The organism is Paenibacillus sp. F4 (genome assembly GCF_002894905.1).
GTDB lineage: Bacteria > Bacillota > Bacilli > Paenibacillales > Paenibacillaceae > Paenibacillus > Paenibacillus polymyxa_B.
In genome coordinates, this window is sequence record NZ_POVS01000010.1 from 47821 (window position 1) to 62319 (window position 14499).

Annotated in this window: 11 protein-coding genes and 1 pseudogene; 5 read left to right on the forward strand and 7 right to left on the reverse strand. The window is 48.1% G+C overall.

Going from position 1 to position 14499, the window contains the following annotated elements; genetic code table 11:
* Positions 1–93 precede the first annotated feature (93 nt).
* Positions 94–625 (reverse strand): annotated as a pseudogene (locus C1T21_RS11095) (GNAT family N-acetyltransferase).
* Positions 626–862: 237 nt separating this feature from the next.
* Here C1T21_RS11095 and C1T21_RS11100 point away from each other — a divergent pair.
* On the forward strand, positions 863–1834 hold the full coding sequence (locus C1T21_RS11100) for a ring-cleaving dioxygenase (protein ID WP_103048295.1): 972 nt from the start codon (positions 863–865) through the stop codon (positions 1832–1834).
* An 87-nt stretch (positions 1835–1921) separates the two neighbouring features.
* Here C1T21_RS11100 and C1T21_RS11105 read toward each other — a convergent pair whose 3' ends face one another.
* The 4 genes from C1T21_RS11105 to C1T21_RS11120 form a co-directional block, all read right to left on the reverse strand.
* Positions 1922–3619, reverse strand: coding sequence for a M3 family oligoendopeptidase (locus tag C1T21_RS11105; RefSeq protein WP_103048296.1), 1698 nt, complete (start codon positions 3617–3619; stop codon positions 1922–1924).
* Positions 3620–3857: 238 nt separating this feature from the next.
* Positions 3858–4667: a bifunctional hydroxymethylpyrimidine kinase/phosphomethylpyrimidine kinase gene (thiD, locus tag C1T21_RS11110; protein WP_013312022.1), complete on the reverse strand. Its 810-nt coding sequence runs from the start codon at positions 4665–4667 to the stop codon at positions 3858–3860.
* A 197-nt stretch (positions 4668–4864) separates the two neighbouring features.
* Positions 4865–6271: a DNA-binding protein gene (locus C1T21_RS11115; RefSeq protein WP_103048297.1), complete on the reverse strand. Its 1407-nt coding sequence runs from the start codon at positions 6269–6271 to the stop codon at positions 4865–4867.
* Positions 6272–6517: 246 nt separating this feature from the next.
* Positions 6518–8428 carry a bifunctional 2',3'-cyclic-nucleotide 2'-phosphodiesterase/3'-nucleotidase gene (locus C1T21_RS11120; RefSeq protein ID WP_103048298.1) on the reverse strand — a complete coding sequence of 637 codons (1911 nt, stop codon included), beginning with the start codon at positions 8426–8428 and terminating at the stop codon, positions 6518–6520.
* A 252-nt stretch (positions 8429–8680) separates the two neighbouring features.
* Here C1T21_RS11120 and C1T21_RS11125 point away from each other — a divergent pair, with 252 nt between their 5' ends.
* The 4 genes from C1T21_RS11125 (at position 8681) to phnE (C1T21_RS11140) (ending at position 12198) form a co-directional block, all read left to right on the forward strand.
* On the forward strand, positions 8681–9649 hold the full coding sequence (locus tag C1T21_RS11125) for a phosphate/phosphite/phosphonate ABC transporter substrate-binding protein (protein ID WP_025722520.1): 969 nt from the start codon (positions 8681–8683) through the stop codon (positions 9647–9649).
* Between the two features lie 133 nt (positions 9650–9782).
* Positions 9783–10553, forward strand: coding sequence for a phosphonate ABC transporter ATP-binding protein (phnC, locus tag C1T21_RS11130; protein WP_103048299.1), 771 nt, complete (start codon positions 9783–9785; stop codon positions 10551–10553).
* Positions 10550–11404 carry a phosphonate ABC transporter, permease protein PhnE gene (gene phnE / locus C1T21_RS11135; RefSeq protein WP_103048300.1) on the forward strand — a complete coding sequence of 285 codons (855 nt, stop codon included), beginning with the start codon at positions 10550–10552 and terminating at the stop codon, positions 11402–11404. Before phnC ends, phnE (C1T21_RS11135) begins: the two co-directional genes overlap by 4 nt.
* Entirely contained in the window at positions 11401–12198 is a 798-nt protein-coding gene (gene phnE, locus C1T21_RS11140; RefSeq protein ID WP_053326128.1) for a phosphonate ABC transporter, permease protein PhnE, read from the forward strand. The genes phnE (C1T21_RS11135) and phnE (C1T21_RS11140) overlap by 4 nt, the downstream gene beginning before the upstream one ends.
* An 89-nt stretch (positions 12199–12287) precedes the next feature.
* Here the strand turns inward: phnE (C1T21_RS11140) and C1T21_RS11145 are convergent, their stop codons facing one another.
* Positions 12288–13418 carry an aminotransferase class V-fold PLP-dependent enzyme gene (locus C1T21_RS11145; protein WP_103048301.1) on the reverse strand — a complete coding sequence of 377 codons (1131 nt, stop codon included), beginning with the start codon at positions 13416–13418 and terminating at the stop codon, positions 12288–12290.
* Positions 13419–13580: 162 nt separating this feature from the next.
* The gene (gene cysW, locus C1T21_RS11150; protein ID WP_069290433.1) at positions 13581–14456 is read right to left on the reverse strand and encodes a sulfate ABC transporter permease subunit CysW; all 876 of its coding nucleotides are present in this window, start codon (positions 14454–14456) and stop codon (positions 13581–13583) included.
* Positions 14457–14499: the final 43 nt, after the last annotated feature.

The following is a 14499-nucleotide window of genomic DNA, read 5'->3' on the forward strand; positions in this document are numbered from 1 at the left end:
GTCCAAAATACCAGTGGGAATAATAAAAAGATGACTTCTGCTCAATTCAGAAGTCATCTTTTTATGCTCAGAAAGGTATCTTTGTCTGAACGCCTACAGTTCCCACTCTTCCCGTAAAAGCCCCATTCGGATCGAGTCATAATACTCTCCATTATAATATCTACACTTTCGAAGCCTGGCTTCTAGGGTCATGCCCAGCTTCTCCCCAACCTTCATCATCCGATGGTTTCCTGACCAGGTTGTAAAGCCTACTCTTACTAAAGGCAATGTATTAAACAAATGGTCGATCCATAGTCGAAGTGCCCTCGTACCATACCCGCCGCTCCAATACTGCGAATCATAAATACCTATCCCCATTTCAAGCCATTGGGAAGGCTGATGCTCCCAATAATAGCTCACTGATCCAATGACCTTGCCCTTCCACTTCAATGATCTAAAAGTAATCTTGTCCGATTCGCTTTTCCTTCTCTTTTAAATAATCATCAAAAGAAAGTGGCTTATGTTCATAGTAGGGTGCATCCCACTGCTTCCATTCCGGTGCTTCTTCCTTAAAAGTTAACGTCCAAAGAGCCGGCAGGTCTTCTTCTGTAACAGGCCTAATCGTTAAATCCTTATCCGTATACATTGAGTACACTCCTTTTATAATAAAATTCGTTCTATCTATATTGGGCTTTATTGTATCTGCTTTTGCATTATTTCGAATTTCTATTTTGTCCGTCTTTGGAGCCAGTTCAAATTAGAGTTGACAAACAATCAAAAAACATATATCTTAAAATCAAGATAATAAATATAAAGAAAAATTTGCGACTGTTTATTTTGCTTCGAAAAACCTAATCATATAAAAACCAAGGAGGATAATGACATGAAACTATTAGGATTGCATCACGTTTCGGCGATTACAGCGGCAGCGGCTAAAAATGTTGATTTTTATACTCAGGTAATGGGACTTCGACTGATCAAGAAAACGGTAAACCAAGATGATGTTAGTGTGTATCACCTTTTTTACGGAGATGAGCGTGGAACTGCGGGTACAGAAGTCACTTTCTTTGAAATTCCACATGCGGGACAAACTCGTACAGGAAATAACAGCATTTCAGCTCTCTCCCTACGGGTACCGAATGACAAGGCACTGGATTACTGGAAAAACCGCTTCGAGCAGCTGGATGTAAAACATGGCGAAATTACGGATCAAGCGGGACGCCTGGCACTTTCGTTCGAGGATTTTGAAGGACAACGCTTCTTCCTCGTTTCAGATGAGCATGATCACGGAATGCGCGGCGGCACGCCTTGGGAGAAAAGCCCTGTCCCTGCCGAATACGGCATTGTAGGACTTGGGCCGGTTCATCTGACTATTCCCAAAGCGGAGAATACCATTCTTATTCTAGAACAGGTTATGGGCTTCCGCAAAAAGGGCTCCTATCCTTCTCCTGTTGCTGGACAACCGAATGTGGTTATCTATGAAACGGGTGAAGGCGGTACAGGAACCGAAGTTCATCTGGAAGAGCGCAACGATCTGCCACAAGAGCGACCAGGACGCGGCAGTGTGCATCACGTAGCCTTCCGTGTTGAAACTGAGGAAGAGCTCAAACAGTGGGTAGACCGTATTGGGCAGCTGCAAATTTCCAACTCAGGCTTTGTAGATCGCTTTTACTTCCGTTCATTGTATTTCCGCGAGCCGAACGGCATTCTGTTTGAATTGGCCACCGATGGGCCCGGCTTTGATACGGATGAAGAACTGGAGTTTCTGGGTGAATCGCTGGCGTTACCGCCATTTCTGGAATCACGCCGTGCCTCTATTGAAGCCAATCTCAAACCGCTTAATACCAAACATTAATTGAAGTTTCCTTTACACAAAAGGGCATTCCGCTATCTGCAAGCTTTTAGCTTTGACAGGTAAGCGAAATGCCCTTTTTAGTTATGCTTACAGCTTTTTATCATCCACACTGTTCAGCCATGCTTCGATTTCTCCGATTACAGAGGCGATACAGCCATCTTGGAACGGCGAGATTAGTCCAGCCAACTCAACCAATCCGGTAAAAGATCGACTTCCCCCGGCACGGCATAGCTTCAAATAATCTTCCCACGCAGCTGTCCGGTCGATACTCATGCGTTTCCAAAATTGGAACGCGCACAGTTGCGCGAGTGTATAGTCAATATAGTAGAACGGGGATTGAAAAATATGACCCTGTTTGTGCCAAAACCCGCCCTGCTCCAGATACTCGTTGCCTTCATAATCCAGATGCGGTTTATACTTACGTTCAATGGAGCGCCATGCGCTTTTACGTTCGGCGGGGGTCCAGTCTGGATGTTCATATACGGCATGCTGGAATTCGTCCACGGCTACGCCGTAAGGCACGAACAGCAACGATGAGGATAGATGTTCAAAGTGATATTTGTCCGTATCTTCCTCGAAGAACAGATTCATCCAAGGCCATGCGAAAAACTCCATGCTCATAGAGTGGATCTCAGCCGCCTCCATAGTTGGCCAATGGTACTCAGGAATTTCAAAATGCCGGCTTTCATAGACCTGGAAGGCATGACCTGCTTCATGCGTCAATACGTCGATATCACCGGATGTACCATTGAAATTGGAGAAAATAAACGGTGTGCCATATTCACTCAAAAATGTACAATAGCCTCCGCTTTGCTTGCCCTTTTTGCTGATCAAATCCATCAGTCCACGTTCGATCATAAAGCTGAAAAATTCATGTGTTTCCGCTGAAAGTTCCTCATACATACGTGCTCCATTACGAATGATCCACTCCGGGTCACCTTTAGGCGTTGGATTGCCTGACAGGAAGTTGAAGCCCTCGTCATAATAGCGAAGCTGATCTACTCCGATCCGTTCGCGCTGGCGCTCCTTCAACTTGGTTGCCAGAGGAACGATATGCTTCAGCACCTGCTCGCGGAAATTGGCTACCATTTCGGCATTGTAATCTGTACGTCCCAAGCGGGCATAGCCCAATTCTACGAAGTTGTCATAGCCCAACTTGTGTGCCATGCGCGTACGTACCTTCACCAGTTCATCATAAATCCGGTCCAGCTCGTCCTCATGCTCACTCATAAATTGATATTTAGCCTCGGAGGCCTGTTTGCGCGTCTCCCGGTTGGTAGCCATTTCAAAAGGCAGGAGCTGCGACAATGTGCGTTCTTCTCCCTCAAACGGGATCTTCGCTGAAGCAATCAATTGAGCATATTCCGAGGTCAGCTTATTTTCCTGCTGTAAATCCTCAATAATATCCGGATGGAACGATTTGAGTGCTACCTCGGCAATACTGAAAAGCTGGCTGCCCCATTGACTCTCCAACTCGGTTCGGAATGGAGAATCCACCAATGCCCGGTAGTAATCGGTTACATACTCCTGGATAACCGGCATGAAATCATCAGCGTACTCTTGCTCCGCTTTGTAAAAGGCATCCTCCGTATCAATGGAGTGCCGAACTTCCACCAATTGCAATTGTGTTTCCACATTACTGCGCAGCTTGTTAATCGCATGAATCACTTCATTTTGACGTTCTACGCTGTCTGCTTCACGAAACTGCTGCAACAGCGTTTTAAACCGCTGTTCAATTTCAGGTTGCTCTGGTCGACTGTAAGCCATTTGGCTGAATAATGTCATTGCTTCGGTTCCTCCTTAAATGTAATAAATCTGATGCCTATTATACAGTACGATTAGACCAAACTGGAAGCTGAAATTCCAAAAAAATACAACCTTAAAAGCCGCAATACTATGTATTGCGGCTTTTAAGCCTCATCTAACTCTATATATCAAAAAAAGTCATGATCTAAAACAATCTAATATATATTCAGCCTGATGGAGATTTATAAGTTTTTCTAAGATCGCAGACCTTTATGTTTTATTGATTTTGCAAACGATGTGCCGCATGCAGGGTCGGACCGACGAATTCATTCAGCTTGAAGCTACCCTCAATGGCCTGTGTAATAAATCTCTTGGCCTGATCCACTGCTTCACGTACAGTCAGCCCTTGTGCCAAACCAGCCGTTACCGCTGCCGAAGTGGTGCAGCCTGCACCGTGGGTAAAGTTTGTTTTTACAACATCGGCTTCAAACCAGTCAAAAGTGATTCCGTCATACAGCAGATCCATCGCTTTACCTGCGCGAATTTTGCCACGGTCCTTGATCAGTACATGCTTAGCTCCACGCTCATGGATAATCGCAGCCGCTTCCTGCATCTGCTCCAGTGTCGTGATCGGTCCATTCTTCGCCAGTTGCGAAGCCTCGAACAAGTTCGGTGTTACCAGGTCAGCGCCAGGAATCAACAATTCCAGCATCGCCTCTGTATTTTCCGGCTGAAGCACTTCATCCGTACCTTTGCAGACCATAACCGGGTCAATTACGATCCGTTTCAGATCATGCTTTTTCAAATGGCTGGCTACCAGCTCGATAATTTCAACCGAACCAAGCATACCGGTTTTCATCGCATCAAAACCGATACCTTCCAATACAGTACGCAGCTGCGCTTCTACCACATCCAACGCAACTGGATATACAAGATGATCCCAGGTTTTAGGACCCATCGCTACTACGGTTGTCAATACGGTCATGCCATATACGCCAAGCTCCTGAAAGGTTTTCAGGTCTGCCTGAATACCCGCTCCACCGCTTGTGTCGGAGCCGGCTATCGTTAATGTTTTGGGAATCGTCATTTGTACATGCTCTCCTTCACTTTCTGTGCTGCATTTATCCTAATCCCGCTTGCGAAACTTGTCAACGCGCAAAACGGTCCTCTCTATGCTAAAAGTCACAAGCGACAGCAGCAGCTAAAAAACGAGAACATCCCCTTTTGAAACGGGAACATCCTCGCAATAACGTGTTATATGAAGAATTCGAATGAAATTTGGAATTATAAATACCCACCGGTACTGTGATCATAGGCATGATTCTTTTCATTTGCACGTACGCCCAGGCACAGACTCTGATACAACTGCTGCTGTTCCGGTGTAGCAAAATTCCGGTGCTGCTCAAATAACGCCATACAACCAATGATATGTTCGGTATAGCTATTATCGACAGACAGTTGCAAGCAATGCAGGGTTTGTCCCACTCCCTCGGGGTAATCGCCTTTTCGGAAATAATATTCCGCATACACCTTACAAAAGGATGCGAAGCGAAATGCATTAAAGTGCTTGCGATAATGAGTGTCCCATCGTTCCGGTGCAAGCTCCCAGAAGCCCTTGAGTTGCTGACTAAACAGTCCCAGTTCGGCATCCACGAAATAACCGAACCGGTTCGCCGATTCGAGCAAGGTGTTCAAGCCTTCCAGTGTCTCATCTGGATGCTCACGCAGGTAAGTAATATATTCATAGATTGCAGAAGTGTTGCCCATTTTAATTTCAATACAAAGTCGGTTGCCCTGTGCATATACACGATGTAGGTTGACCACTTTCCAGCCTTCTTCGTCTAAACCCTCAAACCAGCTCAAATCTGCATAACCCTCAATCCATTGCTTGGATTCCTCATATCTGCCCTGAAACTCATAGCAGCTGGCCTTGAGCAGATGCCCCTGAGCATAGTAATAAACGAGCGGCTTAAGCAGCTCCAGGTGCTCATCTCCAAAACGGTTCCGATTGCGATACAATGCCTGCGCCAGCTCTCTTAGCTCGTCCGCATACATTTCCATCTCGGACCATTGCATTTTTAAAGCAAACACTTGAGATAGCATATGTAAGCCTTCCAGTGCGTAAATTTCCGGTAGACGACTACGGTACAAATGGAATTGTACAGCAGCCTTCAAGTTCCGTTGGTTATCCTTAATCTGAATCTGGAATATGCGGAAATAGCTGATCGCCAACCGTTCAGAGTGGGTATACTTCTCACTCTCGATGACACAATCATACAGAAGCATGGCGGCTTCATGTCTGCCATCCTCAAACATCGCTTCTGCGGTCTCAAAAATAGCAGGAACGTTCGATAAATCGTCCATCAAATAGCCAAGTACACTGCGTATACACTCCAGCTTGTTCAACTCTGAGCAACGTAGGAGAAACGGACGCAACCTCCTCCAGTGTGGTAAGGAGTGAATAAAACATTCATCCACATACATCTCGAACAAAGATCCTTCTTCCAATCCCATGGCCTCGGTAATCAGATCAAGCTGATTGACTGAGATAGGCCGTGGTGGGTTCCGATTAAGTATACCGCTAAGTGTACCCGGATTTACCTTGGAAGCATCTGCAAAACATTGCATTGAAATGCCTTCACTTTGAATATACTTTTCTATTTCTGCGCGGATCGTGGTGTTTTTTTCCAAAGGGACACCCCCTCAAACGAATGATGGTGACTTTTTCATTACCTTTTAAACCAAAATTTGTTTAATCAAAGTATATGTCTATTTATACGAGAGGTCAATAACTTTAAACACGACTCAGGACATATAAAATCACGGATTTTGTACGATTTTAAAACTGTTTTATGAAAAAAGACCGTCCTCTGCGGGACAGTCTATTTCTATTATTTTGATGCTGTGGACTTATAGGACAAAAACAAGTTAGCAGTTCTACCGTGAACGTCCGAAATCGATGGCAAACTTAGCGTATCCCTCTACCGTTAACCCTTCATAAAGCAACTCCGAATAGGCATTAGCGGCATCCTTTGCTTGCGGCGAGGTCAGGAACGTCACATGCGGACGCCCCGACCATGGGGCGAGGGACCAATGGCCGTCAGCTTTTGGCGTCAACGTCTTCATATGCCGCACGTATTCGGTCAGCACATGACGGTTCTCATCCGGTGAAGCAAGTATAATTCGCTCTCCACCCGGATTGACCAGCGCAGAGGAAAACGCGCGATAGTTATTCGTAACAACCAGATAATTTCGCTGCATATCCATCGGTTCGCCATCAAAAGACATCTGAATGATTCTGTGTGCATCTGGGTCCTTTAGGCCTCCGTCAGCATCATATCTGGCTGGCTGTGTTACATCAATCTGATACCTGATGCCGTCGATGATATCAAAATTAAAGCTTGGAAAATCAGAATTAATTAGCTCTTGCTCTTGTTCTGCTGAAGGATCAATTTGCCGGAATTGTCCAGCAGACCACTCTAGCCATTCCCGAATTTCCGTTCCGGTCAGTCGAACGACATGCAGCGTATTCGGAAAATTGTACAGATCGGCGATATGCTTGATCGCCAACGTCCCCGCCGGAATATGGGTATAGTACGACGGGCCATATCTGCCGCCTGTTTTAAAAGGAGCTGCTGCCGACAGAACGGGCAATCCTTCGTACTCGCTCCCTTGCATCTGCTGCTTCACATACCACATTTGCGCATCATTCACGAGCTGAACCGAAGCATCATCCATCACCTGAGCAAAAAAGCTGTTCACCGCCATCGTCGTCTGACCTACAGGTGCACGAATATACTCTAATGTTCCGGCGTGCTCTTCTGCTACCGCCAGCTGAATGGCAGTATCCGGTTGTACCAGCGCCTCCTTGCGTATCGGATCATACACCGGGCGTACCTCGGCAGCAGATGTAGCCACTTGCCACTTCCCTCCACTAAAGGTCAGCTCCAGATCAATGATCCCCAGATGATCCCCCCAAAAGCCCGGCTCCACTGCTGGAATATCGTGGATGGTACCTCGCTCTATATCAACACCTGTTTTCCCCTTAAACGAAGGTCCGGGAAATACTTTATGTGCATGACCAAACACAATGGCATCGATCCCTTCCACCCTGCTCAGATGCAGCACTGCATTTTCCATATCAAGCGTTTCGGGAATATCCTCAAAGCCTGCATGGGGCATAGCAATGATGAGATCGGCTCCCGCTGCCTTCATTTCTGGAATAAACCGTCTTGCCGTTTCCAGCATATCTTTGACAATGATTTTTCCCTCCAGCCACGCCTTGTCCCATTGCATAATTTGCGGAGGGACAAAGCCGATGACCCCCACCTTCAACAGATGCTTACCACCTGCTTCATCCTCTACCGTCTTATCCAGCAATAGATAAGGTGTAAAGTAATTTTGCTCTTGTTCTCCCGCTATATAAATGTTGGCATTCACATAAGGAAATTGCGCTCCTCGAAGGCAAGTCTGCAAGTATTCCAGTCCGTAGTTAAATTCATGATTCCCGATATTGCCTGCCTCATATCCAAGCAGATTCATGGCTTTATAGGCGGGATGCACTGCGCTTGGGTCCTGTTGGATTCGCTGTACAGCATAATCTCCCATTGGATTCCCCTGAATCACATCTCCGTTATCCAGCAGCAGGTGATTGGGTACCTCCGCCCGGGCTATTTGAATCAAGCTGGCTGTTTGCGCCAGACCGTAATGCAGCGTTTCCTGATCCGTATAATAATCGTAATTCCACAAACTGACATGCAAATCGGTTGTAACCATAATGCGGAACTTCACTCTCACAAGGCTTACATTGTCCTGGTCTGCCTTTTCGTTAATATCCAAAATATCCAATCTTATTCTCTCCCTCAGCTTCGGTCATAGAGCTTGAACAAGTCTAACAGAGCACTGTTAAGAGAATGTTAAAATAAGCATTTTGCATAAATCCAGAAAATGGTTTTAATCATACGATAAATTTTACATCATTTTTACCAAAGTCAGGAGTGGTTTTTACCCTAGCTACGGGACTAGCTGTTAAGATTTGGTTTGTCACAGCATTTACAGGTTTTTTATTATCGTTATTACTATGTTTAGGGGGAAATTATTTTGTTCAAAAAAGCACTGACCTTGTGCATGACCTTCACACTGGCAGCGGGTCTAGCCGCTTGTGGCTCCAATGCAAGCAATAACAACAGCGCGTCCACTCCGGGTACAGATGGCTCTAAAAACGAAAGCACAGCCTATGTTCCTAAGGAGTTAAAGGTACAGTTCGTTCCTTCTCAAAATGCAGATACGCTCGAAGCCAAAGCCAAACCGCTCGAAAATCTACTCGGTGACAAGCTTGGAATCCCGGTGAAAGTAACGGTATCTCCTGACTACAATACGATTGTGGAAGCCATGTCTTCCAAACAGGTAGATGTAGGATTCCTTCCGCCGAATGCTTATGTACTGGCCCACGATAACCGTAAAGCAGCCGACTTGCTGTTGCAAGCTCAACGCTACGGAATTGAAGATGCTACAGGCAAGGACACAACTGAAAAAGTAAACTTTTATAAAGCAATGATCGTGGTGAAAAAGGATTCTCCGATTCAAAGTCTAGCTGATCTGAAAGGCAAGAAGGTTGGCTGGCAAAATGTAACCTCCTCCGCAGGCTACGTGTACCCTGCAGCAGAGCTAAAAAAAGCTGGCGTGGACCCGGACACGGATGTGCAGGGTGTGACAATCAAAGGCCACGATGCTGCTATTCTGGCGTTGCTGAACGGTCAAGTTGATGCGGTAGCTGTTTTCCAGGATGCACGTAACACGGTGAAGAAGGAAATCCCGGATGTATTTGAAAAAACTCGCGTCATTCATTACACAGCTAAAATTCCAAATGACACCGTCAGCGTACGTTCTGATATGGATCAAGCGTGGAGAGACAAGATCAGCCAAGCCTTTATTGACATCGCCAAAGATCCTGCAGGCGGCGAGATCATTAAAGAGATTTACACCCATGTAGGTTATGAAAAGGGCGACGATAAAAACTTCGACTCCGTGCGTGAATACGCCGAAGCCGTTGGCCAAGCGGTTAAGTAATCGGAGCAAACAAGGTACTTTAATGAAGTAACAGCTACGAAACAGGCTTTACGAATGACAGGGCAGCACCGTCCATGTATTCATGGCGGTGTTGTTTTCATTCCACCCCATCAGGGGAGAAAGTTGGGAGCATATGATCGAATTCCGTAACGTATCGAAAACATACCCGAACGGCACCAAAGGGTTGAACAATATTAATTTGACGATTCAGGAGGGAGAAATGGTCGTCATCGTCGGCTTATCCGGTGCAGGTAAGTCTACCCTGCTGCGTTCCATTAACCGACTGCATGACATTACGTCTGGCGACATTGTCGTGGGTGGCAGGTCCGTCACGTCTGCTGGAAGCAGCGAGCTGCGGCGCATTCGCCGTGATATCGGCATGATCTTTCAAAGCTTCAATCTGGTTAAGCGTTCGACGGTGCTCCGCAACGTACTTTCCGGCCGCGTCGGCTATCATTCAACGCTGCGAACCATTCTCGGCCTCTTTCCGAAGGAAGATTTCGAACTGGCACTAACAGCGCTGGAGCGCGTGAACATCCGCGAAAAAGCCTACAGCCGGGCAGATGAGCTGTCTGGTGGCCAACAGCAGCGCGTATCCATCGCCCGCGCTCTGGCGCAGGAGGCTAAAATCATTCTGGCGGACGAGCCTGTCGCATCGCTGGATCCGCTGACCACCCGCCAGGTCATGGATGACCTCCAGCGCATCAACCGTGAAATGCAGATTACGACCATCGTCAATCTGCATTTCATTGATCTCGCGCGCGAATATGCAACGCGGATCATCGGGTTGCGCGCCGGGGAAGTGGTTTTTGACGGCACACCGGAGGAGGCTACGGATGAGGCCTTTGCGGAGATCTACGGCCGGGCCATCAAGCATGATGAGCTGCTGGGAGTGGGATCATGAAGCCCGACTCCACTGCCCAGCCGCTCTCTTCGATGCAACCGTCACCGCATGCTGGACCGCCTCAGCCAAGTAAGCCGCCCGCAGGGCCACCGTTGCCAGGACGTTACAAACGTTATGCCACCTGGATGATTTTTATCGTGGTGCTGGTAGCCTGCTCCATTCATACGGATGCCACACCTTACCAGTTGATCGTCGGCTTGCCGGAGATGGGCAAATTGTTGGGGGAAATGTTTCCACCCGACTGGAGCTATCTGCCTACCATCTGGAAACCGATGCTGGAAACGATCCAGATCGCCATTGTTGGCACGACACTGGGAGCCATATTGGCGATCCCTGTCGCGTTGCTGTGTGCCTATAATGTGATGCCGCGCAAACTGATTTCGCTGCCGATGCGCACGATCCTGAATCTAGTACGGACGATTCCCGATTTGCTGTTTGCCTCGATCTTTGTGGCGGTGTTCGGCATCGGGCCGTTTGCGGGGATGCTCGCCCTGCTCTTCTTCTCCTTTGGCATCATAGCCAAGCTGACCTTTGAGGCGATTGAAGCCATTGATCCCGGGCCGCTGGAAGCCATGACCGCTGTTGGCGCGAGCCGCATTCAAGTCATCGCCTTTGGTGTGGTTCCGCAGGCTCTTCCTTATTTTGTGTCGTACTTGCTGTATACCTTTGAGGTTAATGTGCGGGCGGCTTCCGTTCTGGGTCTGGTCGGCGCTGGCGGTATCGGTCTGTTGCTTGACCGTTCCCTTGGGCTATTCCGATATGATCGGGCAAGCATCATTATTCTACTGACCCTCGTCATCGTCCTTGCGATTGATTACGGCAGTAACCTGCTACGGAGGAAATTATTATGAATGATCCTACGCTTCGCAGACCTATTGGCTCCCGCCTGCGCTTATGGGCGTTGGCTATTCTGCTAATCATCATCTATATTTGGGCTTTTCGCGGGATGCAGTTTGAAGGATTACAGGGAACGGCCAAAAGTGTCTCTGTCGCTATATTGGATGGCTTCCTTCATCCCGACTGGTCGTTCGTCTACATCCCTGAGGGAGAGGATTTGCTGCGCGGGTTGCTGGATACGCTGGTCATTTCAGTGCTCGGAACCTTCGTGTCCGCATTTGTCTGCCTTCCGTTCGCCTTTTGGGCGTCCAGCAATATGACCCGTCTGCGTCCCTTATCGGGTAGCGGGAAATTTGTACTTAGTGTCATCCGGGTATTTCCCGAAATGATCGTCGCCATCCTATTTATCAAAGCCGTTGGCCCCGGCTCGTTTGCGGGTGTGCTTGCCCTCGGCATTCACTCCATCGGCATGCTGGCGAAGCTTTTCTCGGAAACGATCGAAAGTGTCGATCACGGGCCACAGGAAGCTTTGATCGCGTGCGGTGCCAATCGTTGGCAGGTGATTTTCTTCGCCGTGCTACCGCAGGTGATTCCACAATTTCTTTCGTATTCGCTTTACCGTTTTGAAATTAATATCCGTTCTGCTACCACGCTCGGTCTGGTCGGTGCAGGTGGTATCGGTACTCCGCTACTATTTGCACTCCAAATGCGCAACTGGAACCGTGTAGGCGTTATTTTGCTCGGCATTGTGGTCCTGATCATTTTGACGGATCTGATTTCCGGCTGGCTGCGCAAACGGATCGTATAATTAGAACTCTAAACGCCCAAAAAGCCTCTCCTGTGTAAAAAGGGACATGTCATGCTCCCATTCACTTGGAAGAGGCTTTTTCCGTTCGTTCAACATCTCCCTGCCAATTCATCTATTACCCGTCGGACTTCCTCAGCCGTATTGTAAAAATGAGGAGCCACACGGATAACATCCTTTCGTGCTGAAACGATCATATTTTGGCTTCTCAAATTCCTCTCCACAGCCGACACGTCGGCTACTTCAACAGCGAGCAGGCTTGGTAATGCGCCTCCACTGTAAGGTACACGTATGTGTAACCCTTTGCGCCGTCCATATTCAACGGAAAAATCCAACAACTCACTCATATAGGCCTGAATATTCGTGACTCCAATCTCCAGCAGCAGCTTTAAGGCCGCATTGGCGGCAAAAATGCTAATGAAAGAAGGCAATCCCGTCTCAAAGCGTCGGGCTCCCGCCGCTGGAACCGGGTGAGCAATATCAAACCGAGAAGCGGGCTCTTGCCCAAGCCAGCCAGTAAGACGGGGCTTGAAGCGGTCTATTCGATCCTTGCTTACATAAAGAAAAGCCACGCCCGGAATTCCCAGCATATATTTGCGTGCTCCCGCGACCAAAATATCTACGCCCATTGCCTTTACATCCACTGGAATGATCCCTACAGACTGATAAGCATCCACAAACAGCAACGCCTGTTTTCGGTGAGCTATATCGGCAATGGATTTTACATCCTGCTGAAATCCGTTGGTATAGTTCACTTGTGACACCATAACGAGCGCAGTTTTCTCCGTAATATGCTCCTCATACTGCTCTATCATTACTTCTCCTTCGATGGAGGGGATACAGCAGATGTGATCGCGGAACATCTCCTGTGCCTGCCAGATGTGTCCCACCGTCGGAAAGTCGGTGTCCGCATACACAATGCCTTCTTTTCCCGGTACATAAGGAAGGGCTGTGGCCACCCCGGCAATCGCCTCAGAGGCTGAGGACAGGACCGCAATTTCGTCAGGCTCCGCCCCAATGAGCTTGGCAAAATGCCCTCTGGCCTCCTCCAAACGTGCCATAGACAGATCGCCGTTATGACCGTGTTGCAGCAAACTTCGATGATATTCCTCAATGGCAGCAGAAACCGGCCTCGATACGGCCCCCTGGGAACAGCTCCCTACATGGATATGTGAGGATAGCACTGGAAACAGCTGACGGTAGGACTGAAACGGATGTTTCATTTTTCCCTTCGCTCCTCCTGGGCACACCAACGTGCCTTGATATGATCATTTTATTATCCATATAAGCCACCTTAGAACAAGGGCCTCTCTTCCCATCTTCTCGCCGTTAACAGACGATAGACGCAAAGAGAGGCCCTGAGGGATCATATACAAAATCATAAATTAATGCACGCGTTTGCGTCCAAACCAGCTTTTAAGCACCAAGGTTGCCAGAGCAAGTAACAATAACAACGAGGCCACCGCAAAAGATGCCGAGAACTGATATTCGTTATACAAAATTTCTACATGCAGCGGCAGTGTATTCGTCTCTCCCCGGATATGTCCAGAGACGACGGACACTGCACCGAACTCACCCATGGCTCGCGCATTACACAAAATGATGCCATATAGCAGACCCCACTTGATGTTCGGCAGCGTCACTTTCCAGAAAATGCGCCAGCCGCGCGCGCCTAGCGTGACCGCCGCTTCTTCCTCCTGCTGTCCCTGATCTTCCATCATTGGAATGAGTTCTCGCGCCACAAATGGAAAGGTGATGAACAGCGTCGCTAAAATAATACCAGGCAAAGCAAATATAATTTTAATATCATGCTCGTCCAACCACGGTCCAAGCCAGCCTTGTGCGCCGAACACTAATACATACATCAGCCCTCCGACGACAGGAGAGATGGCAAAGGGCAAATCAATCAAGGTGACCAGCAAGCCTTTGCCGCGAAATTGAAATTTCGTGATCAGCCAAGCGGCAGCTACACCAAATACCGTATTCAGCGGTACCGTTATTGCTGCCACCAGCAGCGTCAACCGCAATGCAGACATGGCATCTGGGTCCCGTAACGCTTCGACGTAGACGCCCCATCCTTGCTTGAGCGCTTCGGTAAGCACGACGATTAGCGGCAATACCAGTACCCAGAGCAAAGCTAAAAAAGCAGCACCAATCAGCGTCCACTTCACCCAAGTGGCCTCGGTCGTGACCCTGTTGGGCGGTGCGGATGAAGGCACTGGTGCAGAAGCAAGCTCCTGCCCAGTTATCGCTTGTGACATGGTGTATCCCTCCTTAAAACGCGGGTATTATGCGCAGCCCTGC